Source organism: Arenimonas metalli CF5-1 (assembly GCF_000747155.1).
In the GTDB taxonomy this organism is placed as follows: Bacteria; Pseudomonadota; Gammaproteobacteria; order Xanthomonadales; family Xanthomonadaceae; genus Arenimonas; species Arenimonas metalli.
The window spans coordinates 105,390-126,910 of sequence record NZ_AVCK01000003.1 but is presented as its reverse complement, the minus strand read 5'-3'; the positions used below and the strand labels follow the sequence as shown (position 1 = coordinate 126,910).

The following is a 21,521-nucleotide window of genomic DNA, read 5'->3' as shown; positions in this document are numbered from 1 at the left end:
CAGGCACCTGAAGATTCCATCATGACCCGGCAAGCCCCCGCCCCCGACGCGGCCGCCCTCGCCCACAGCGAGCAGCTGCTCTCCCTGATCCGCGGCCAGATCCAGGCCAGCGGCGGCGTCATTTCGTTCGCCCGCTACATGGAGCTGGCGCTGTACGCGCCGGGCCTGGGCTACTACAGCGCCGGCAGCCGCAAGTTCGGCGCCGAGGGCGATTTCGTCACCTCGCCCGAGCTGGGTCCGACCTTCGCCGAGTGCATCGCGCAGGCGGCGGCGCAGGTGTTCGCGCAGCTCGGCGGCGAGGCGGACTTCTTCGAGATCGGCGGCGGCAGCGGTGCCTTTGCCGAGGCGGCGCTGCGGCGCTGGCAGGCCATCGGGGCGCTGCCGGCGCGCTACCTCATCCTCGAGCCGAGCGCCGACCTGCGCGAGCGGCAGGCCGACCGGTTGCGCGCGGCCTTGCCGGCCGACGTCTTCGCGCGCGTGCAGTGGCTCAACGGCCCGCCGGAAGCGGAATGGCGCGGCGTGCTGTTCGCCAACGAAGTGCTGGACGCGCTGCCGACGCCGCGTTTCGTGGTGCGCGGCGGCGAGGTGTTCGAGGAGCACGTGGCGCTGTCGCCCGAAGGCGCGCTGATCCGCGTCGACCAGCCGGCCGATGCCCTGCTGCACGCCGCCGTGCGCCACATCGAACGCGACATCGGCAAGCCCTTCGCCGACGGCTACCGCTCGGAAGTGCTGCCGCAGCTGCCGTACTGGATCCAGGCCGTTGGCGGCCTGCTCAAGGACGGCGTGATGCTGTACGTGGACTACGGCTACCCGCGCCACGAGTACTACCTGCCCGAACGCAGCGACGGCACCCTGGTCTGCCACCACCGCCACACCGCGCACGGCGATCCCTTCCACCTGCCGGGGCTGCAGGACATCACCGCCTTCGTCGATTTCACCGCGCTGGCCGAGGCGGGCGTGGGTGCCGGGTTTGATTTCGCCGGCTACTGCGCGCAGGCCAGCTTCCTGATCAACTGCGGCCTGGCCGAGCGGCTCTCGGACATAGAAGCCATCGGCGATGCGGTCGAGCGCCACCACCGCCACAACGAAGTGAAGCGACTGACGCTGCCGGGCGAAATGGGCGAGCGCTTCCAGGTGATGGGCTTCCAGCGCGGCGCCGAGATCCGCCCGCTGTTCGCCCGCGGTGACCTGAGCCGGCGGCTGTGATCCGCCGCGACCTGCACCGGCCGCGCCTGTGGCTGGGCGTTTGGCTTGGCGGGTGGACGCTGTGCATCGCGCTGTCGCTGCTGCCGCCGATCGAACTGGGCGGCCCGCCGGATTCGGACAAGCTCGGCCATTTCCTCGCCTACTTCACGCTGATGGCCTGGGCGGTGATGCTGTTCCCGCGCTGGCGAGCGTGCCTGCTCGCGGCCGGCGGTCTGGTTTTTCTGGGCTTGGGATTGGAATTCGCGCAGGCGACGCTGACGACGACGCGGCAGGGGGATGGACGCGACATGCTGGCCAATGCGCTTGGGGTGCTGGCGGGGTTGGGGCTTGCGTTGACGCCGGGGCGGCATCTTTTGGCTTGGGTGGACGTCAGGCTGCGGGGCGAAGGGCATCGGGACTGAAGTCCCTCCCACAGGAAGCCGCGTGTGGGAGGGACTTCAGTCCCGATGCTTCTCGCTCTCGATCGCCGCAATGCGCGCCTTGCGCAGCCACTCCCCCACTGCCGGCCCCTGCAGCCCGTTCGCCACCGCGTGCCCGGCCGAAATCGCCTGTGCCGCCACGTGCAGCCGTAGCAGCAGCGCGCCCGGCGGATACGGTTCTTCCTCGCGCCCCAGCCGCCCGCGCTTGTCGGCCTCGCAGGCCAGCGCCAGCAGCGGGATGCGCTCGGGCTTGCGGAAGCCGTCGCAGCGCGCGATCAGGTCGTGCACGGTCTCGGGCCGCAGTTCGGCCAGCCGGTGCACGTTGAGGTGCTCGCGGCACACGATCTCGGCCATGGCGGCGAACTCGGCCGGCACCTTGTAGCGCGCGCACACCGCGCGCAGCGGCCGCACGCCGCTGTGTTCGTGGCCGATGTGTTTCGGCAGCTCGGCCTTCGGCGTCAGCGCCTTGCCGAGGTCGTGCGTGAGCGCGCAGAAACCGAGCAGCGCGTCGCCCGGCGCCAGCCGCGCCGCCATGTCCAGCACCATCTGCACGTGCACGCCGGTGTCCACTTCCGGGTGGTATTCGGGGCGCTGCGGCACGCCGTACAGCGCGTCCACTTCCGGCAGCAGCTTCGCCAGCGCGCCGCATTCGCGCAGCAGCGCGATCGCGGCCGAGGGGCGCGGCATCTCCAGCGCCTTCTTCAGCTCCTGCCAGACACGTTCGGGAACGAGGTGGTCCACTTCGCCCGCGGCCACCATGCCGCGCATCAGCGCCAGCGTTTCCGGCGCCACCGTGAAGCCCAGCGGCGCGAAGCGCGCCAGGAAGCGGGCGGCGCGCAGGATCCGCACGGGATCCTCGGCAAAGGCGGGCGAAACGTGCCGCAGCACGCGCGCCTCGATGTCCGCGCGGCCGCCGAACGGATCGGTGAGCACGCCCTCGTCGTCCTCGGCGATGGCGTTGATGGTGAAGTCGCGCCGCGCCAGGTCGTCCTCGAGCGTCACCGAGGCATCGGCGTGGAAAGTGAAGCCACGGTAGCCCGGCGCGGTCTTGCGCTCGGTGCGGGCGAGCGCGTGTTCTTCCTTGGTGGCCGGGTGCAGGAAGACCGGGAAATCCTTGCCCACGGGCAGGAAGCCGGCGCGCACCATCTCCTCGGGCGTCGAGCCCACCACCACCCAGTCGCGGTCGCCGCCCGGCAGGCCCAGCAGCCGGTCACGCACGGCGCCGCCGACCCGGTAGGCCTTCATGTCAGCGCGCGGCGCGGTAGCGCGCGTAGCGCGTCTGGCGGTCGTCGAAGTGGCCCAGGATCTCCGGCAGCTTGGCGCCCACGCGCGTGGGCACGATGCCCAGGCGGTGCAGGCCATCGATGCCGCCGACGGAATCGGTGGCCAGCGAGCGGAAGTTGTCGGACGAGAACGGCTTGCCCGGCACGAAATCGAACACGAAGCCCTGCAGCCGGCCCAGCAGGTCGGGCAGCGGCACCACGAGGCGCGTCAGCCCGCGCGCCTTCGCGGTCATCTTCACGATCTCGGCCATGGTGAACACTTCCGGCCCGTACAGCTCGTAGACCTCGCCGATGCTGCGGCGGTTGCCCAGCGCGCGCACGAAGGCCTCGACCACGTCGCCCACGTACACCGGCGCGAACTTGCAGCCCGCGCGCGCCAGCGGCAGCACCGGCGCCAGCTTGAGCAGTTGCGCGAAGCGGCAGAACAGCCCGTCGCCGTGGCCGAAGATCACCGAGGGCTCGAAGATCGTCCAGTCCAGGCCCGAGGCCTTCACCGCCGCCTCGGCCTCGCCGCGCGACTTCAGGTAATGGCTCTGGCCACGGCCGGCGTTGAGCGAGCTCATCTGCAGCAGGCGGCGGGTGCCGGCCAGCTGCATCGCCGCGACCACCAGCTTGGTCAGCTCGACGTGCGCGCGGCGGAAGCCGCGGCCGCTGTCGCCGGCCTCGTTGAGGATGCCGACCAGGTTGATGACCGCATCGGCGCCGGTGAAGGCCTGGCGCAGCACCGTCGGGTCGTAGACGTCCACCTCGCGCAGCACCACGCCGGGCGGAAGCAGCCGGTCATGATGGCTGGCCAGGTTGCGGCTCAGCAGCGTGACGGCGTGGCCGTCGGCGGCCAGGCGGGCCACCAGGTGCCGGCCGACGAAGCCGGTGCCCCCGAGGATGACGATGTTTTGACGGATCATGGCGTGTTCGGTGCGCTCGAAGGGGTGGGGCAATGGAACTTGCGCCGGGACGCCGCGTTGACGGTGCGGCCGAGCATGCGCTCGGTCACCGGCACCGCGTCGCCGTCCAGGCGCCAATCGTAGATGACGCTGAAGGCCAGCACCCGGGCCACGTAGTCGCGGGTTTCCTTGTAGGTCACGGTCTCGATCCAGAAATCGGGCTCGAAGCCGGGACGATCGCGGTTCCAGCGGGCCACGGGCGTGGGCCCGGCATTGTAGGCGGCGATGGCCTGGTAGGGCAGGCCCCGCTGCTGGTCGAGCTCGAAACGCAGGTGGGCCGTGCCCAGGATGATGTTGATGTCCGGGTCGTACAGGCTGTCCACGCCGCGGTAGGCAATGCCCTGGCGTTTCGCGGTCATGTCGGCGGTGGTGGGCAGCAGCTGCATCAGCCCGCGCGCATTGGCCGGCGAACGCGCGCGCGCCATGAACGCACTCTCGGCCCGCGTCTGCGCCGCCACCCAGGCCGGGTCCAGTGCGTGCTTGCGCGCCTCGCGGCGGATCGTGCGCTCGTGCGGCAGCGGGAAGCGCAGGCCGTAGTAGCGCAGCGCATCGGGCGCCTCGCCGATGGTGAACACGCCGCGGTCGTGCCAGCCGGCATCGACCGCGAAATCGATGGCGACGTAGCGCTCGGCCTCGCCGAGGCCGCGCAGCAGCGCGGCCCACTCGCGGATCGCCAGGCCCAGGCGGTCCAGGCGATAGAGCTCGAGCGCGCGCACCAGGCCCGGGTTCGCCGCCACCCGCTGCCGCAATGCGGCGTCGGTCGACGGCTCCAGCGGGCACAGTGCGTACGGCAGCTTCAGCCGGTCGGCGGCGAGGAAGCCGTGGAAGGTGGCGGTGTTGGCGGCCTGCGCGTACAGCGTGCGGGCGCGGTCGCGTTCCTTGTTGCGCTCGCGCAGGCGCGCTTCGAAGTATTGCCAGCGCGGATCGGCGCGCTGCACCGCCGGCATGCGCTCAAGCGCGGCGAGCGCGGCGGCCGTGTCATGCCGGCTCATCGCCTCGCGCACGCGCCATTCGTGCAGGCGTTCGTCGTAGGCGCTGTCGGGCACTTCGGCCAGGCGGTCGGCCGAGCCGGGCAGGTAGGACGCCACCGTCCACAGCGCGACCTGGTAGAGCACCTTGCCGCGCTGCGCTTCATCCAGGTCCAGCGCCGGCGCGAGCGTGGCCAGCTGCTGGCGCGCAGCCTCGGGATCGCGGCGTGCGAGCCGGGCCAAGCCCTCGGCGGCGATGCGGCGGCTGCGCGCATCGCGCGGCCAGGCCGCGGTGCGGGCGTGCGGCGCGTCGACGAAATCGGCATAGCTGTTGGCGAGCGCCGCCGCGCTGGCCGACAGGCTGCGCGCCAGGAAGCGCGCCAGCGCCGACTGGCCCTCGGCCAGCGCCAGCTCGATGCGCTGCCAGCGCAAGTCCTCGCCCAGCTTGCCGCGCGCCTGCAGGGCCGCGAACGGGGCGTCGCAGTAGGCGGGCAGGCCGCTGCCGGTGAGCCACATCGCCTGGACTTCGGTTTCCCAGGCCGCATCCGAGGCACCGGTGGCCAGGCGCGCCGCCAGGTCGGCGCAGCGCAGCTCGGCCGTCGCCATCGGGCGGTAGTCGGCGCGGAACGTGGTCCATTCCTTGCGCCGCGCCAGCTCGACCAGCCAGGCTTCGCGCAGCCAGTCGGCGGCGGGCTGGCCGTCGTGGCGCGCCAGCACCGTGCGGATGTCGCCGGCGCCCGCGGTGGCGATGCGCTTGCGCCACAGCGTGGCCTCGACCCAGCCGTGCAGCGGGTGGCTGGCCAGGCGCGCGGCGTCGCTGGCGTTCAGGCGCCCTTGCTCGGCGAGCTGGAAACCACCGACGATGAGCGGGCGCTGCGCCGAGAGGTCGGCCGGCGCCGCCTGCGGCCGTGCGGTCGCGGGCAGGCCCAGCAGCAGGAAGATCATGAAAAATCGCAGCGACATGCCGATGAGTCTAGCCCATGGCGCCTGATTACCCGGCGGCGGCATGAGCCTGGACTGGGGTCTCTACCTCGCGCTGGGCGCGGTCGCGGGCGTGCTGGCGGGCCTGCTCGGCATCGGCGGCGGGTTGGTGCTGGTGGCGGCGCTGGTGTGGCTGTTGCCGGCCCAGGGCGTGCCGCCCGCGCTGGCGGTGCACGTGGCCTTGGCCACCGCGCTGGCGAGCATCGTGCTGACCGGCCTGTCCTCGGCGCGGGCGCACCACCGCCGCGGCAGCGTGCTGTGGCCCACCGTGGCCTGGCTGGTGCCCGGCGTGCTGGTGGGCGGCTGGCTGGGCAGCCTGCTGGCCACGCGCCTGGACGGCGGCTTGCTGCGGGCCGGCATCGCCGCCTACTGCTTCCTGGCCGCGGCGCAGCTGGTGCTGGACTGGCCGCGCTCGCGGGCCGAGCGCCCGGACGCGCCGCGCGGGCCGGGCTATTCAGCCGCTGGCGGCGTGATCGGTGCGATATCCGCCCTCGTCGGTATCGGCGGCGGCAGCATGACCGTGCCCCTGCTGGTCTGGCGCGGCGTGCGGCCGGTCCGGGCGGTCGGCACCTCCAGCGCCTGCGGCGTGGCCATTGCCCTCGCCAGCGCCGCCGGCTACGCCCTGCATGGCCCGGCGCCCGGCGCGCTGCCGGCCGGCAGCTGGGGCTACGTGTACCTGCCCGCCGCCGTCGCGCTGGCCCTGGCCTCGGTGCTGACGGCGCCGCTGGGCACCCGGCTGGCGCACCGCATCAGCGGGCAGGCCCTCAAGCGCCTGTTCGCGGCCTTCCTGGCGATGGTCGGGGCCAGCCTGGCCGCGGGCGGCGGGGGCGTTTAATTCACTACCAACGTTAGTGATTTCGTGGCTTGTTGGGCTGTCACAAACTCTTTACATCTGGTCCCGAGCCGGCGCATTGGGGGCAAGGCGCCGGTCCCACCAACCCTTGGGGACCACCATGAAGAGCACCCGTACCTCCCGCCTGAGCCTGGCGGTTCGCGGCGCGTTGCTGCTGGCGGCGCTGCCGCTCGCCGCGACCGCGCAGGACAGCAGCGAAGAAGAAGGCGTCCAGACCCTCGACCGCATCGAAGTCACCGGCACCCGCATCCGCACCGCCGAAGCCGAGGGCCTGGTGCCCGTGCAGCGCATCACGCGCGCCGACATCGACCGCAGCGGCCTCACCTCGGTCGGCGACCTGGTCCAGTCCCTCACTGGCTCGGGCTCGGCGCTCAACACCAAGTTCAACTCCAGCGGCAACTTCGGCTTCCCGCCGGACGGCAGCGGCGTCGGCGCGGGTTCCGCGCAGGCCGACCTGCGCCACCTCGGCGCCAAGCGCGTCCTCGTGCTGGTGGACGGCATCCGCTGGGTCAACGAGGCCTCGGCCTCCGGCGTCGGTGCCGCCACCGACCTCAACACCATCCCGCTGGCCATCATCGAGCGCATCGAAGTGCTCGAGGACGGCGCGTCCTCGCTGTACGGCTCGGATGCCATCGCCGGCGTGGTGAACATCATCACCCGCAAGGATTTCGACGGCATCTCGCTGAGCGCGCAGTACGGCGAATACGGCGAGGGCGACGGCGCCACCTCCAGCATCGACTTCGCCTGGGGCAAGAGCAGCGACCGCGCCAGCGTGTTCGTGGGCATCAGCCACACCGACCAGGACGTGATCTTCTCGCGCGACCGCGAGCAGTCCTCGTTCCCGGTGCCGGGCACCGGCGTCGCCTTTGGCAGCTCGGGCACGCCCACCGGCCGCTTCATCATCACCGACCCGAACACCGGCCGGACCATCGACGTCACGCCCAACACCGGCGTCAGCGACCCGGTGTACGACCCGACCCAGGTCGGCTGCGTGCGCACCGATGACTACCACTGCTTCACCACCGCCGACCGCTTCAACTTCTCGCAGTTCAACCTGCTGCTGACGCCGTCCGAGCGCACCGGCGTGTTCGGCCAGGGCCGGTTCCAGTTCACCGATGCGGTCAGCGGCTACGCCAAGGTGCTGTTCAACCGCCGCCAGTCGACCAACCAGGCGGCGCCCGAGCCGATCTTCCTCGGCCCCGAGGCCGGCACCGGCAACCCGCTGGCCGACAACATCTTCATTTCCGGCCTGAACCCGTTCAACCCGTTCGGCTTCGACCTCGACGGCCGCCTGACGACGCCCGAAGCCGACCGCAACCTGATCCTGATCGGCCGCCGCCCGGTCGAGGGGGGTCCGCGCATCTTCGAACAGGACGTCGACACCTGGTATGTCGGCGCCGGCCTGGAGGGCGTGTTCGACGCCGGCAGCCGCAGCTTCTACTGGGACGCCAACGTCGCCTTCAGCGAGAACGAGGCCGAGCAGACCAACTTCGGCAGCTACGACATCCGCAACATCGCGCTGGCGCTGGGCGACCCCGCCGCCTGCGCCGCGGTCGCCGGCTGCACCCCGCTGAACATCTTCGGCGGCCCGGGCACGATCACGCCGGAGATGCTGGCCTTCATCTCGCCGGTGGTGCGCGACCAGAGCCGGAACGAGCTGGCGCTGGTCACCGCCAACCTGTCCGGCAGCCTGTTCGAGCTGCCCGCGGGTTCGGTCGACTTCGCCGCGGGCGTCGAGCACCGCCGCCTCGAGGGCTCCTACCAGCCCGATCCGCTGACGGTGGCCGGCTTCTACAACGGCGTGCCGTCGCTGCCGACCGCGGGCAAGTACGACGTGAGCGAGGTCTATGCCGAGTTCAACGTGCCGCTGTACGCGAACGCCGAGAAGGGCAGCCGCCTCGACTTCACGCTGGCCGGCCGCTACTCCGACTACAGCACCGGCATCTCCGAAGTGACGCCGAAGTACGGCCTGCGCTGGCAGGTGGCCGAGGAACTGGTGCTGCGCGCCAGCTTCGCCGAGGGCTTCCGCGCCCCGTCGATCGGCGAACTGTTCGGCTCCGCCAGCCGCTTCGACGCCCAGCTCGACGATCCCTGCACCACGCCGCTGCTCGACCCGTCGCTGGCCGCCAACTGCGCGGCGCTCGGCGTGCCCAGCAACTACGTGCAGCCGAACCCGCAGATCTCGGTCACCACCGGCGGCAACGAGCAGCTCGAGCCGGAGTTCGCCGACAGCTTCACCGCCGGCTTCGTCTGGAGCCCGTCCTTCCTCGAGGATTCGTCGATCGCCGATCGCGTCGACCTCGAGTTCACCTTCTACAAGCACGAGATCGAAGGCGCGATCCAGGCCATCGATGCCCAGACCCAGCTCGACCTGTGCGTGCAGACGCTCGACCCGCTGTACTGCTCGGGCATCAGCCGCGCCTCCACCGGCGGCATCAACGCCTTCGCCAACCGCCTGAGCAACCTCGGCTCGATCAAGACCGACGGTTGGGACGTGGACCTGTCGTGGGTGTTCCCGATGCAGGACTGGGGCCAGGTGAAGATGGCCTGGCGCAACACCTTCGTCGGCCGCTACGAGGCGGTCGGCGCCGCCGGCCAGCTGCAGCCGCAGGCACCGGGCCGCGAGGTCGTGGACAGTGCGATCCCGGACTGGACCTCCAACCTCACCACCGAGTGGGCCAACGGTCCGTGGTCGGCGTCCTGGACCTTCCGCCACATCTCGGAGCTGCGTGAGTCCTGCGGTCGCGTGATCTCGTTCTCGGTCTGCTCGGACCCGGCGCGCGACACCAACGTGCTAAAGGCGATCACCTACAGCGACCTGCAGGTGGGCTACCAGTTCGAGGACCTGGCCAACCTGAAGCTGACCTTCGGCGCCAACAACGTGTTCGACAAGGACCCGCCGATCTGCGTGTCCTGCTCGCTCAACGGCTACGACGCCTCCACCTACGACATCCCGGGTGGCCGCTTCTTCTACCTGCGCGGCGAAGTCAGCTTCTGATCCACCTCCCCCGCGTCACCCTTGAAAGGCCGCCTTCGGGCGGCCTTTCTTCATGTCGGGATTTTGGGGGCTATGGCGTGTCCGTAGAAAGAAAAATTTGGACACGGATAAAAGCGGATGAACACGGATGAACACAGATAAAGCAAAGGCAATCGGATATTGGCCAAGGCACGCCGCCGCATCCGGCGAGAAGCCAATCAAGCTTCCGCTTTATCCGTGTTCATCCGCTTTTATCCGTGTCAAACGCTTTTCTAGGTCACGGGCTTGGCGGTGGGGACCTGGAGTTCGACGGCGACGGCCATGTGGTCGGAGCCGGCGGCGGGGATGGCCTGGTAGTGGTTGATCTTGAGGCCGCCGACCAGCACGTGGTCGAGGCAGCGCTGCGGCGCCCAGCTGGGGAAGGTCGCGATGCGCTCGGCAGGTGGCTCGAGTTTGGTTTCCCGGTAGAGCGCGCGCATCTCGGGAGCGTCGAAATCGCAGTTGAAGTCGCCCATCAGCACAAGCCGTGGTGATTCCGAGAGCAGGTCGGCGAGGAAGCCCAACTGCAGCTGGCGCGACTTCGCCCCGAGCGAGAGATGCGTGACCGCCAGGTCCCAGGCCGTGTCGCCCTCGCCGAAGCGCGCCAGCAGCACCCCGCGGCCGGCGATGCGGCCGGGCAGGGCGTAGTCGAGCAGCTCCTTCGGTTCCAGCCGGCTCAGCAGCGCGTTGCCGCTGCCGGCGATGCGCGAGATTCGGCGGTTGGGCTGGTGGCTCCAGTAGGGGAAGCCGCCGCGTTCGGCCAGGTAGTCGGCCTGGTTGGTGAAGCCCGAGCGCAGGCTGCCCGGATCGCTTTCCTGCAAGCCCACGAGGTCGAAGGGCTCGGCGAGTGCGGCGAGGCTGTCGAGGTTGAGGCGCTTGCCGTTGGGCAGCACGTGCGACCAGCTGCGGGTGACGTACTCGCGGTAGGCGCGCGTGCTCGAGCCGGCCTGGATGTTGGCGCTCAGCAGGCGCAGCGGGCGGGTGGACGCGGGAGGTTTGGGCTTGGCGGCCATGTCGGCATGGTGCGGCCGTGCGCGCCCCATCACAAGGCCAAAAATGAACGGGGCCGCAGTGCGGCCCCGGGCATGTGACGCGTGTCGCGAACGATCAGCGACGTGCGGCTTCGGCGCGTTCCTTCTGCACCAGCCAGTCGATGGTCTCGACCAGGCCGGCCGGGCCGCGGTCGCCGGTCATCGAGGCGCTGTACTTGCCGGCGATGATGACGGTGGGCGTGGCCTGCACGCCGGTGCGCAGCGCGAACTGGCGGGCGCGGTTGAGCTTCGCGGTGACCGCGAAGCTCTGCATGGTGGAGAGGAAGGTGTCGCGGTCGGCGCCGAGGCTGGCGTAGTGGTCGGCCACTTCCTCCGGCGACGCGGTCTGGAACTTCCGCTGCACGAAGAAGGCGTCGAAGGTCGCGTTGTGGGTCTTTTCCAGGATGCCCATTGCTTCGGCGGCGAAGAAGCCGCGGGCGAAGTTGTCGCCGGGGCCGCCGAAGGCCGCCGGCACGTAGACGAAGCGCACGTCCGAGGCCAGGTTCGGCTTCCACGCGTCGAGGGTCGGCTGCAGGTTGGCGCAGTGGATGCAGGTGTAGGCGAAGACCTCGGCCACTTCGATGCCGGGGCCGGTGGTGTAGGTCGGCTGAGGCTCGGCGAGCACGACGTAGTCGGTGCCCTCGCGCGGCGCCTTGGCCGGGTCCGGCATGGCCGGCAGCTCGGCGACCGGGGCGTCGGTGCCGGCTTCCGCGGCGGCGGCCGCATCGGCGGCCGGGGCTTCGGCGTTCTCGCCCTCGGCGGGGGCGGCGGGCGCTGCGTCGGTCGGGGCGGCGGCCTCGGCGGCGGGCGCGGCCGCGGGTTCAGCCGTCGGGGCGGCCGGCTCAGCCGGGGTGGCCGGGGCAGCCGGCTCGGACGGCGCCTGGCTGCAGGCGGCGAGGGCGAGGACGAGCAGGAAGGACAGCAGGCGCTTCATCGGGTCGTGCTCCTTGAGGGGACAGCCAACCAGACCACGCCTGGCCGGCAAGGTTCACCGGGGCGGCGCAAGCCGCCGGCCGCGGGGCTCAGCCCTGCGGCGGGGCCGCGTCGGCCACGGCCTCGGCAGCGGGCGCGTCGGCGACGTTGTGCAGGCCTTCGATGTAGGTGGCCAGGGCCTGGATCTCTTCGTCGGTCAGGTTGCCGGCCACGCCCGCCATCAGGGCGTTGGCGTTGGCGTCCTTGCCCCAGACCATGCCGTCGCGGAAGGCGGTGAGGGCGTTGGCGGTGTAGCCCGCGTGCTGGCCGCCCAGCTGCGGCCAGGCCGAGCCCGGGTTGCCGCGGCCGTCGGGGCCGTGGCAGGCCTGGCAGGCCGGCACGCCCTGGTCGGGGTTGCCGTAGCGGTACAGGCGCTGGCCGACTTCGAAGAACTTGCGGTCGGCGTTCGGGCCCGAGGCGATCACGGTGTCGTCGGCGACGCCCGGCACGACCTTCTGGCTGGCGAAGTAGGCGCCGATGTCGCGCATGTCCTGCGCGCTCAGGGTCGAGGCGAAGCCGAGCATGATGGCGTTGTTGCGCTCGCCGCTCTTGTACAGCGCGAGCTGGCGGGCGATGTAGCGCTCGTGCTGGCCGGCCAGCTTCGGGTACTGCGGGTCGGCCGAATTGCCGTCCAGGCCGTGGCAGGCGGCGCAGGCGGCGGCCTTGCCGGCGCCGGCCTGGGCGTCGCCCCAGGTGGCCGGGGTGTTGTCGGCTTCCAGGGTGGCGACCGGGGCGGCTTCGGCCTCCGGGGCCGGCGTCACGGTGGCGGCTTCCTGGGCCAGGGTGGAACCGGCGGCCAGGAGGGCGGCGACACCGAGGATGCGCGAGAACTTCATGGACTGCTCCGGAACGCTGGAATTCGGGTGGATGGGGCTCGGCGCGAAGGACGCGCGGGAAGGCGCGGATTATCCCAGCCCGCGCCGTGAGGGGTCAATCAAGCCGGCCCGGAACCGGCCCGATGCTGGTCAGGGCGGCCCGGGCAGGCCAAGCTAGTGGCCTTTCCTGCACCGGCCGACCCGATGGCAAACCCCCTGGCCCGCGCCAAGTACACCTTTTCCGCCCACGCCCTGAAGCAGCTGCCGCCCGACGATGCCCGGGAAGTGGCCTTTGCCGGGCGCTCCAACGCGGGCAAGTCGACCTCGCTCAACGCGCTCACCAACCAGCACGGCCTGGCCCGCGTTTCCAAGACCCCCGGCCGCACCCAGGCCCTGAACTACTTCGAAGTCGCGCCCAACAAGCACCTGGTCGACCTGCCGGGCTACGGCTACGCCAAGGTGCCCGAGGAGATGCGCGAGCGCTGGAAGGAGTTCATCAACGTCTACTTCCACACCCGCCAGTCGCTGGCCGGCCTGGTGGTGGTGATGGACATCCGCCACCCGCTGCGCGAGTACGACCTGCAGATGCTCGACTACGCCTTCGGCCGCGGGCTGCCGGCGCACTGCCTGCTCACCAAGGCCGACAAGCTCGGCCGCGGCGAGCAGGGCAACACGCTGCTCAAGGTCCGGAAGGAGCTGGGCGAGCGCGCGTCCGTGCAGGTGTTCTCCGGCGAATCCAAGATCGGCGTCGACGAGGCGCGTGCCGTCGTGTCGCGCTGGCTGGAGCTTTGAGCCAACATCCCCCTGTCGCCATCGACCCGGAGCCCCGCCGCATGATCACTTTCCGTTGGGTACTGCTGGCGCTGATGCTCGGCCTCGCGGCCGGCCGCGCGGCCGCCACCGCCCAGATCCCCGACCAGATCAGCTTCGACGGGCAGACCGCCGCCCTCTACGCCCAGCCCATCCAGCCGCTGCTGTCGGCCCGGCCCGACCTGAAGAAGAAGGTCGACCGCTACATCAAGGGCGGCTGCAGCGCCTCGTGGTCCGGGCTGCGCGCGAGCTGGGAGATCCGGGACGACCAGCTCTACCTGGTCAGGCTCGAGGCCAATCCCTGCGCGGATCCGAAGGACGTGCCGCTGCGCAAGCTGGGCGCGGCGCGCGGTGCCGATCGCCTGCTGGCCGACTGGTATTCCGGCCAGCTGCGGGTGCCGCAGGGCGCGGAGATCGAATACGTGCACATGGGCTTCGAGTCGCAGTACGAGCGCGACCTGATCCTGACGGTGGAAAAGGGGCGGATCGTCGGCCGCGAAGTCCGCGAAAACCCGCTGCTGCAGCGGCCGCCGCCGGAGCCGCAGTATCCGCCGGAGCCTGCGCCGGAATCCTAAGGGTCCGCGTCGCGCAGGCGCGGGTCCATGCCCGCCCGCGCCGCATCCACCGCGGCGTTGATCAGCACGATCGCCGCGCCCACCACCAGCACCACGCCCAGCACCAGGGTGTAGTCGCGGTTGAGCGCGCCCTGCACGAAATAGCGGCCGATGCCCGGGATGCCGAACACCTGTTCGACCACCGCCGACCCGCTGACGACATTGATCAAGGCGGGGCTCAGCCACGCCACCACCGGCAGCAGGCCGGGGCGCAGGGCGTGCGCGAACAGCAGCCGCGTTTCGGACAGGCCGCGGGCGCGGGCGGCGCGCAGGTAGTCGGCGCCCAGCACCTCCAGCATCGCCGCGCGCGTGAGCCGCGCGCAGTAGGCGAGGTTGGGCAGCGCCAGCGCGATCACCGGTAGCACCGCGCTGCGCCAGCCGCCGTCCCAGCCGCCGGCGGGCAGCCACTGCAGCGTCACCGCGAACAGCAGGATCAGCAGCGGCGCCGCCACGAACTTCGGCACCGCCAGGCCCAGGCCGGCGCCGAACATCAGCACGCGGTCCGCCCAGCGCCCGGCCCGCAGCGCCGACCACACCCCCAGCGGCAGCCCGATCGCCAGCGCCAGCAGCAGCGCCAGGCCCCCGTTCACGAGCGAGATCGGCAGGCCGGCGGCGATGAGCTGGTTCACGGTGTAGTCGGGGTACTGGAACGAGGGCCCGAGGTCGCCGCGCAGCACGTCGCCGAGCCAGTGGCCGTATTGCGACAGCAGCGGCTGGTCGAGGCGGTACTGCGCGGCGAGCGCGGCCTCGACCTCCGGCGGCGCGGCTTTCTCGGCGTCGAAGGGACCGCCGGGCGCCGCGCGCAGCAGCACGAAGCAGAGCGTGGCCAGCAGCCACAGCGTCAGCACCGCCTCGAGCGTGCGCACGGCGAATCGCTTCATTCGCCCGGCGCCAGCGTGAGGAAGCGGCTCGGGTGGCGGTCGAGCAGGTTGGCTTCGAAGCCGCCCACCTCGGGGCGCACCAGGTGCTTCGAGGTGTAGAAGTAGATCGGCACGATCGCGTGCGCGCGCAGCAGGTGCGCCTCGGCCTCGCGCAGGCGCGCGGCGCGGGCCGCGAGCGTCGGCGCGGCGTCGGCGGCGTCGAGCAGGGCGGTGAAGGCCGGGTCGTCGTAGCCGGTCCAGTTGGCGTTGCTGTCGCCGCGGAAGTTGTCGAGGAAGTTGCGCGGGTCGTCCACGTCGGCGATCCAGCCGCCGCGGAACACCTGCGTGATCACCCGCTGCCGGCGGTTGCCGACGAACACCTTCCACTCTTCGTTGCGCAGCCGGACGCGCGCGCCCAGCACTTCGCGCCACATCGCGGCGACGGCAAGCGCTAGGCGGCGGTGCGGGGTGGAGGTGTTGTAGCGCAGCTCCACGTCCAGCGGGTTGCCGGGGCCGTAGCCGGCCTCGGCGTAGCGTCTGCGCGCCAGCGCCTCGCGCTGCGCCTGGGTCGCGCGGCCCCAGCCCAGGCTGGCCGGTGCGTAGCCCGCCACGCCCGGCGGCACCAGGCCGTAGGCCGGGACTTCGCCCAGCCCGGTGACGTGGCGGGTGAGGATGTCGCGGTCGATCGCCAGCGACAGCGCCTCGCGCAGCGCGGGCGCGTCCTTGAACGGCGGCTGGTCGAGGTTGTAGCCCAGCCAGAAGCTGCCGAGGTAAGGGCTGATGCGCAGCTGGTCGCCGAAGCGCGCGCGCAGCGCCGGCAGCGGCTGGGGCGGCACGGTCTCGGTGAGGTGCAGGCCGCCGGCCTCGAAGCGCTTGAGTTCGCTGCTGGCATCTTCGGTGACGTGGAAGCGCACGCGCGGGATCGGCGCCGGCTCGCGGAATTTCGGATTGCGCTCGAGCGTGATCATCGCCTGCGGCAGCCAGCCGGCCAGCCGGTAGGCGCCGTTGCTGACCAGGCGGCCGGGGCGCGTGTGCTGGGCGCCGTGCTCGGCCAGCGCCGGCAGGTAAACCGGAAAGGCGGTGGGCAGCGTGAGCAGCCGCGGCAGGTCGGCGCTGCGCGAGAGCGTGAACACCACCGTGCGCGGGTCCGGCGCCGTGATGCCGAGCCGCTCCGGCGGCAGTTCGCCGCGCTGCACCGCGGCCGCGTTCGTGATTGCCTCGAAATGGCCGGCAAAGGGCGCCGCCGTCGCCGGCGTGAACGCACGCCGGAAGCTGGCCACCACCTGCCCGGCGTCCAGCGCCTCGCCGTTCGACCAGCGCAGGCCGGGCCGCAGGTGGAAGATCCAGGCGCGCCCATCGGCGGAAACGTCCCAGCGCTCGGCCAGGCCCGGCACCAGCCGCCCGCCGCCGTCCTCGGCCACCAGGCCTTCGTACAGGTCGCGCAGCACGTTGGCGCAGGCCACCTCCGGGCAGCGGTGCGCGTCCAGCGTGGACGGCTCCGGGCCGTTGCCGCGCTCGAGCACCTGGCCCAGGGCCGGCCCGCAACACAGCAGCAGCAGGGGCAGGACGCCAGCCTTCATGGGTTGCGGGATAAACTCGCCATCCTTGCGATTGTAGGCCAGCGGCCGCACATCGCTTCCACCCCCAGCAAGGCGCGCCCCGTGTCCGGACCCAGCAACGTCAAGGAAAGCCCCATCACCGGTCGCGACCAGCTGGTCGAGTACCTGGCCACGGGCGCCCGCCCCGCGTCCGAGTGGACCATCGGCACCGAGCACGAGAAGTTCGGCTTCCGGCTCGACGACCTGCGCCCGCCCACCTGGGAAGGCCCCGACGGCATCGAGGCGATGCTGCGCGGCCTCACCCGCTTCGGCTGGGAGCCCTACGAGGAGAAGGGCAAGCTGATCGCGCTGTCGAAGGCGGGCGCCTCGGTGACGCTGGAGCCGGCCGGCCAGCTCGAGCTCTCGGGCGCGATGCTGCAGGACATCCACCAGACCTGCTGCGAAACCAACCTGCACCTGCGCGAGGTCAAGACCGTCAGCGAAGAGCTGGGGCTGGGCTTCCTCGGCATGGGCTTCCAGCCCAAGTGGCGCCGCGACGAAATGCCTTGGATGCCCAAGGGCCGCTACAAGATCATGCGCGAGTACATGCCCAAGCGCGGCAACCTGGGCCTGGACATGATGACGCGCACCTGCACCGTGCAGGTGAACCTGGACTTCTCCAGCGAAGCCGACATGGTGAAGAAGTTCCGCGTGTCGCTGGCGCTGCAGCCGATCGCGACCGCGCTGTTCGCCGACTCGCCGTTCACCGAAGGCAAGCCGAACGGGTATCTTTCCTACCGCTCGCACATCTGGACCGACACCGATCCGGACCGCACCGGCATGCTCGACTTCGTGTTCGAGGACGGCTTCGGCTTCGAGCGCTACGTCGACTACCTGCTGCAGGTGCCGATGTACTTCAGCTACCGCGACGGCGAATACCTCGACCTCAGCGGACAGGACTTCCGCAAGTTCCTGCGCGGCGAGCTGCCTGCGCTGCCGGGCGTGCTGCCCACGATGAAGGACTGGGCCGACCACATGACCACCGCCTTCCCGGAAGTGCGGCTGAAGAAATACCTCGAGATGCGCGGCGCCGACGGTGGCCCTTGGAACCGCCTGTGCGCGCTGCCGGCGTTCTGGGTCGGCCTGCTGTACGACCAGGAGTCGCTGGACGCGGCCTGGGACCTGGTGAAGGATTTCTCGATGCAGGAGCGCCACGCGCTGCGCGACGGCGTGCCCAAGCATGCGCTGAAGCTGCCCTTCCGCGGCGCCACCGTGCGCGAACTCGCGCTCGAGGCGCTGAAGATCGCCGGCAATGGCCTCAAGCGCCGCAACCGCCTCAATGCCACCGGCGCCAGCGAAGCCGTGTTCCTGGAGCCGCTGCTGGAGTTCGCGCTGGCCAACGAAACCCCCGCCGAGCGCAAGCTGGCCCTGTTCCACGGCGCGTGGAAGGGCAGCGTCGATCCGGTGTTCAAGGAATTCGCGTACTGACATGGCCACCGTGAAAGCCGACTGGTTCCGCGCCAATGACCCGCGCATCGACGAACTCGACCGCCTGCTCGAGCAGCGCGCCGTGCCCTTCGGTGGCTACGGGCTCGAGCAGCTCGATGGTTTCCTGAGTGCATTGGTCGTGAGTCCCGGCGAAGTGATTCCGGTCGAGGAATGGCTGCCGCGCGTCTGGGGCAAGGCACCGCCGCGCTGGGAGAACGAAGCCGACGAGGCCGCCGCCCGCGCGCTGCTGATGCTGGCCTGGAACACCGCCGCGCGCCGCGTGCGCTTCAACTCCGACGAGATGACCGTGGACGGCGCGCTGTTCTGGTGGCTGCCCGACGACGTCGAGGGCGACCACGGCGACGACGTGGACATCGGCGCGGCCTGGGGCGCGGGCTTCCTGGACGGCATGGACCTGCGTTCCGAGGCCTGGGACGCCTGGATCGCCAAGGACGAGTGGATCGGCGAGGTCGAGGGCTACGTCGAGGCTTTGGCCGTCGGCAGCTACCCGGCCGAGCAGGAGGGCGGGGCACCGACGCCGCTGCCCTACAGCGAGCGGCTGGAGATCCACGCCGGCCTGCCCGACATGCTGCACGACCTGCACGTGCACCGCATCGAATCGCTGACCCCACGCGAACCGGTGCGCCGCGCCGCCACCCCCGAGCGCAACGACCCCTGCCCCTGCGACAGCGGCAAGAAATACAAGAAGTGCTGCGGCGCCTGATCCGCGCCCTGTAGGAGGGACTTCAGTCCCGAAGCTTTTCAGACACGGATCAACGCGGATGAACGCGGATAGAGCATAAGCCGAAGTTGGATCTTCGCGATTGGCGTGACCTGCCGAGACCCCCTCCTGCTCTTTTGCATTTGCCCTATCCGCGTTCATCCGCGTCAATCCGCGTCGAAAATGCCCTTGAAGCCTCCGGCTGGTAGGCTTTCCGGATGAATACACCCGCCGATAACGAAACCCTTCGCGACATCGACCTGCCGCCTACCGACGCACTGCTGCGCGAGGACGTCAAGCGCCTGGGCGTACTGGTGGGCGAGATCCTGGCCGAGCAGGTGTCGCCGGCGTTCCTGGCCGACGTCGAAGCCCTGCGCGTTGCCGCCATCCGCCGCCGCGAAGCCGGGGCGCCGATCGAAACCTTGTCCGATCGCCTGCACGGCCTGCCGCTGGATCGCGCCGAGCTGCTGGTGCGCGCCTTCGCCGCCTATTTCCAGGCCGTGAACCTGGCCGAGCGCGTGCACCGCATCCGTCGCCGCCGTGATTACCAGCGGCAGGGCGCGGCGCCGCAGCCCGGTGGCCTCGAGGCCTCGCTGCGCCAGCTCAAGGCCGAAGGCGTGGACGCCGCCACGCTGTCGGCGCTGGTCGCGCGGATGCGCGTGGAGCCCGTGTTCACCGCGCACCCGACCGAGGCCGTGCGGCGTGCGCTGTTGGAGAAGGAAAGCGAGGTGGTGCGCTGCCTGGTCGAGGACATCGACCGCGGCCTGACGCCGCAGGAGCGCCGCGCCGACGTCGAACGCATGCGGCTGGCGCTCACCGCCAGCTGGCAGACCGACGAGACGCCGCCCGAGAAGCCCAGCGTCGCCGACGAGTTCGAGCACGTGGCGTTCTACCTCTCCGACGTGCTGTACCGCGTGCTGCCGGTCTTCCATGAGGTGTTCGAGGACGCGCTGCACACGGTCTACGGCGACGACGCGCCGCCGCTGCCGCCGCTGCTGGGCTTCGGTTCCTGGGTCGGCGGCGACATGGATGGCAACCCGAACGTGGGCGCCGCCACCATCGAGGCCACGCTGTCGGGCCAGCGCGCGCTGGTGCTGGCGAACTATCGCCGCGACCTGGCGCGCCTGGGTGAGCTGCTGAGCCAGTCCGTGGGGCGCGTCGGCGTGGCGCCGGCGCTGGTGCTGCGCAGCGATGAGTACGCGCGGCGCTTCCCGAAATCCGCCGAGAAGCTCAAGGCGCGGCACGCCGACATGCCCTACCGCCGCTTCGCGGCCCTGGTGTCGGCGCGCCTGGCCGCGACGGCGCAGGACAAGCGCGAAGGCTACGACGACGCCACCGGCTTCCTCGACGACCTGCGGCTGATGGAAGCCAGCCTGGCCGCGCACCGCGGCGAGCATGCCGGCGGCTTCGCGGTGCGGCGGCTGCGGCGGCGCGCGGAGGCCTTCGGCTTCCATCTGGCCACGCTCGATCTGCGGCAGGAGTCGTCGCAGCACGATGCGGCGCTGGCGGAGCTGCTGGGCGATGGCGGGTGGGCGGAGCATGCCTGGGAAGATCGGGCGGCGCGGCTGCGTGAGTTGATCGGCTCCGGGCATTCGGGCCTGAAGGCCCTCCTACCGTCCGCCGCTGTAGGAGGGCCTTCAGGCCCGAACGCTCCCGAAGGGAGCGCCACCTGGCCGCGGGTCCTCGCCGTCTTCCGCACCGTCGCCGAATCCCTCCCGCGCTACGGCCCGCGCGCCTTCGGTCCCTACATCATCAGCATGAGCCGCAGCGCCGCCGATGCGCTGGCGGTGCTGGCGCTGGCGCGCATCGCCGGCTGCACCGGTGAAGGCGACGCGGTGCCGCTCGACGTGGCGCCGCTGTTCGAAACCGTGGACGACCTGCAGGCCGCCGCCGATACGCTGCGCTCGCTGTTCGCCGACCCGGTGTATCGCGAGCACCTGCGCATGCGGGGCGACCGCCAGATCGTGATGCTGGGCTATTCCGACAGCGCCAAGGACGGCGGCCTCGTGGCCTCGCGCTGGGCGCTGCAGCAGACCCAGGTGCAGCTGACCGCGCTGGCGGCCGAGGCCGGCGTGCGCATCGCCTTCTTCCACGGCCGCGGCGGCTCGCTGTCGCGCGGCGGCGGCAAGACCGAGCGGGCGGTGATCGCCGCGCCGCGCGGTTCGGTCGACGGCAACCTGCGCCTGACCGAGCAGGGCGAGGTGATCCACCGCAAATACGGCATCCGCGCCATCGCGCTGCGCAACCTCGAGCAGATGACCGGCGCCGTGCTGCGCGCCAGCCTGCGGCCGCGCGCGCCGGAGCCGCGCGAGGCGGCGTGGCGGGCGATGGCGGCGGAGATCGCCGCGGCGGCCCGCGCGCACTATCGTGGGCTCGTGTACGAGACGCCGGGTTTCGTGGAGTATTTCCGCGCCGCCACGCCGATCGACGTCATCGAGCGCCTGCGCATCGGCTCGCGGCCCAGCAAGCGCGGGCAGGCCGGCGGCGTGTCCTCGCTGCGGGCGATCCCGTGGGTGTTCGCGTGGTCGCAGAACCGCTGCGGCCTGACGGCGTGGCTGGGCGTCGGCACGGGTCTCGCGCACGCGGTGAAGGTGCACGGCCGCGAGGCGGTGGCCGAGATGGCGCGCGACTGGCCGTTCTTCGCCACGCTGGTGGACGACGTCGAGATGGTGCTGGCCAAGTCCGACCTCGGCATCTTCGAGCGCTATTCGCGCCTGGCCGGCGATGCCCACGACGCGTTCTTCCCGGGAATCGCCGCCGAGTTCGCGCGCACCCGCGACACCATCCTCGCGCTCAAGGGGGCGGACGAACTGCTGGCGAATGACTTCCGCCTGCGCCAGTCGATCCGCCTGCGCAATCCCTACGTGGACCCGATCAGCCTGCTGCAGGTGGACCTGCTGGCCCGCTGGCGCGAGGCGGGCCGCCCCGAGGACGCGCTGTTCCACGCCCTGGTGACCACGGTGAACGGCATCGCCGCCGGCGTGCAGAACACCGGCTGAGCC

General features: G+C 71.2%; 17 protein-coding genes. 9 read left to right on the top strand and 8 right to left on the bottom strand.

Translation table 11 applies throughout. The features are described from left to right. Positions 1–21: 21 nt before the first annotated feature. Both N787_RS01255 and N787_RS01250 read left to right on the top strand, forming a co-directional pair. Positions 22–1,206 (top strand): class I SAM-dependent methyltransferase, encoded by a 1,185-nt coding sequence (locus tag N787_RS01255; RefSeq protein WP_034210153.1) that lies wholly within the window; start codon positions 22–24, stop codon positions 1,204–1,206. Further along, on the top strand, positions 1,203–1,607 hold the full coding sequence (locus tag N787_RS01250; RefSeq protein ID WP_034210151.1) for a VanZ family protein: 405 nt from the start codon (positions 1,203–1,205) through the stop codon (positions 1,605–1,607). Before N787_RS01255 ends, N787_RS01250 begins: the two co-directional genes overlap by 4 nt. A gap of 36 nt (positions 1,608–1,643) precedes the next feature. Here the strand turns inward: N787_RS01250 and N787_RS01245 are convergent, their stop codons facing one another. Genes N787_RS01245 through N787_RS01235 form a run of 3 tightly spaced genes read right to left on the bottom strand, consistent with a single transcriptional unit; the run spans position 1,644 to position 5,783 of the window. Continuing rightward, the gene (locus N787_RS01245; protein WP_034210150.1) at positions 1,644–2,870 is read right to left on the bottom strand and encodes a multifunctional CCA addition/repair protein; all 1,227 of its coding nucleotides are present in this window, start codon (positions 2,868–2,870) and stop codon (positions 1,644–1,646) included. A gap of 1 nt (position 2,871) precedes the next feature. Beyond that, positions 2,872–3,813, bottom strand: a complete 942-nt coding sequence (locus N787_RS01240) for a complex I NDUFA9 subunit family protein (protein ID WP_034210224.1) — start codon at positions 3,811–3,813, stop codon at positions 2,872–2,874. Continuing rightward, positions 3,810–5,783, bottom strand: a complete 1,974-nt coding sequence (locus tag N787_RS01235; RefSeq protein WP_034210148.1) for a lytic transglycosylase domain-containing protein — start codon at positions 5,781–5,783, stop codon at positions 3,810–3,812. Before N787_RS01235 ends, N787_RS01240 begins: the two co-directional genes overlap by 4 nt. A 43-nt stretch (positions 5,784–5,826) precedes the next feature. Here N787_RS01235 and N787_RS01230 point away from each other — a divergent pair, with 43 nt between their 5' ends. Together N787_RS01230 and N787_RS01225 are read left to right on the top strand one after the other, a co-directional pair. Continuing rightward, a complete protein-coding gene (locus N787_RS01230; protein ID WP_034210147.1) occupies positions 5,827–6,636 on the top strand; it encodes a sulfite exporter TauE/SafE family protein in 810 nt (269 codons plus the stop codon). 118 nt (positions 6,637–6,754) lie between these two features. Further along, on the top strand, positions 6,755–9,652 hold the full coding sequence (locus N787_RS01225) for a TonB-dependent receptor domain-containing protein (protein ID WP_034210146.1): 2,898 nt from the start codon (positions 6,755–6,757) through the stop codon (positions 9,650–9,652). 251 nt (positions 9,653–9,903) lie between these two features. Here the strand turns inward: N787_RS01225 and N787_RS01220 are convergent, their stop codons facing one another. From N787_RS01220 to N787_RS01210, 3 genes are all read right to left on the bottom strand, one after another. Beyond that, a complete protein-coding gene (locus N787_RS01220; protein ID WP_034210222.1) occupies positions 9,904–10,638 on the bottom strand; it encodes an endonuclease/exonuclease/phosphatase family protein in 735 nt (244 codons plus the stop codon). Between the two features lie 139 nt (positions 10,639–10,777). Continuing rightward, a complete protein-coding gene (locus tag N787_RS01215; RefSeq protein WP_034210144.1) occupies positions 10,778–11,635 on the bottom strand; it encodes a thiol:disulfide interchange protein DsbA/DsbL in 858 nt (285 codons plus the stop codon). An 88-nt stretch (positions 11,636–11,723) separates the two neighbouring features. Next, a complete protein-coding gene (locus N787_RS01210; RefSeq protein ID WP_034210143.1) occupies positions 11,724–12,509 on the bottom strand; it encodes a c-type cytochrome in 786 nt (261 codons plus the stop codon). Positions 12,510–12,692: 183 nt separating this feature from the next. Here N787_RS01210 and yihA point away from each other — a divergent pair, with 183 nt between their 5' ends. Next, the gene (gene yihA, locus N787_RS01205) at positions 12,693–13,280 is read left to right on the top strand and encodes a ribosome biogenesis GTP-binding protein YihA/YsxC (RefSeq protein ID WP_034210142.1); all 588 of its coding nucleotides are present in this window, start codon (positions 12,693–12,695) and stop codon (positions 13,278–13,280) included. Between the two features lie 41 nt (positions 13,281–13,321). Beyond that, positions 13,322–13,873: a hypothetical protein gene (locus N787_RS01200; protein ID WP_052575016.1), complete on the top strand. Its 552-nt coding sequence runs from the start codon at positions 13,322–13,324 to the stop codon at positions 13,871–13,873. Here the strand turns inward: N787_RS01200 and N787_RS01195 are convergent. Together N787_RS01195 and N787_RS01190 are read right to left on the bottom strand one after the other, a co-directional pair. Then, positions 13,870–14,793, bottom strand: a complete 924-nt coding sequence (locus N787_RS01195; protein WP_034210141.1) for an ABC transporter permease subunit — start codon at positions 14,791–14,793, stop codon at positions 13,870–13,872. The genes N787_RS01200 and N787_RS01195 overlap by 4 nt on opposite strands. Beyond that, complete coding sequence (locus N787_RS01190) at positions 14,790–16,352, bottom strand: peptide ABC transporter substrate-binding protein (protein ID WP_052575015.1); 1,563 nt, start codon at positions 16,350–16,352, stop codon at positions 14,790–14,792. Before N787_RS01190 ends, N787_RS01195 begins: the two co-directional genes overlap by 4 nt. Positions 16,353–16,433: 81 nt before the next feature. Here N787_RS01190 and N787_RS01185 point away from each other — a divergent pair, with 81 nt between their 5' ends. The 3 genes from N787_RS01185 to ppc all read left to right on the top strand — a co-directional run bounded on the left by N787_RS01185 (position 16,434) and on the right by ppc (position 21,518). Beyond that, complete coding sequence (locus N787_RS01185; RefSeq protein WP_034210140.1) at positions 16,434–17,798, top strand: glutamate--cysteine ligase; 1,365 nt, start codon at positions 16,434–16,436, stop codon at positions 17,796–17,798. A 1-nt stretch (position 17,799) separates the two neighbouring features. After that, positions 17,800–18,522: a UPF0149 family protein gene (locus N787_RS01180; RefSeq protein WP_034210139.1), complete on the top strand. Its 723-nt coding sequence runs from the start codon at positions 17,800–17,802 to the stop codon at positions 18,520–18,522. A gap of 215 nt (positions 18,523–18,737) precedes the next feature. Then, positions 18,738–21,518, top strand: a complete 2,781-nt coding sequence (ppc, locus tag N787_RS01175; protein WP_084590557.1) for a phosphoenolpyruvate carboxylase — start codon at positions 18,738–18,740, stop codon at positions 21,516–21,518. The last annotated feature ends 3 nt before the right edge of the window (positions 21,519–21,521 follow it).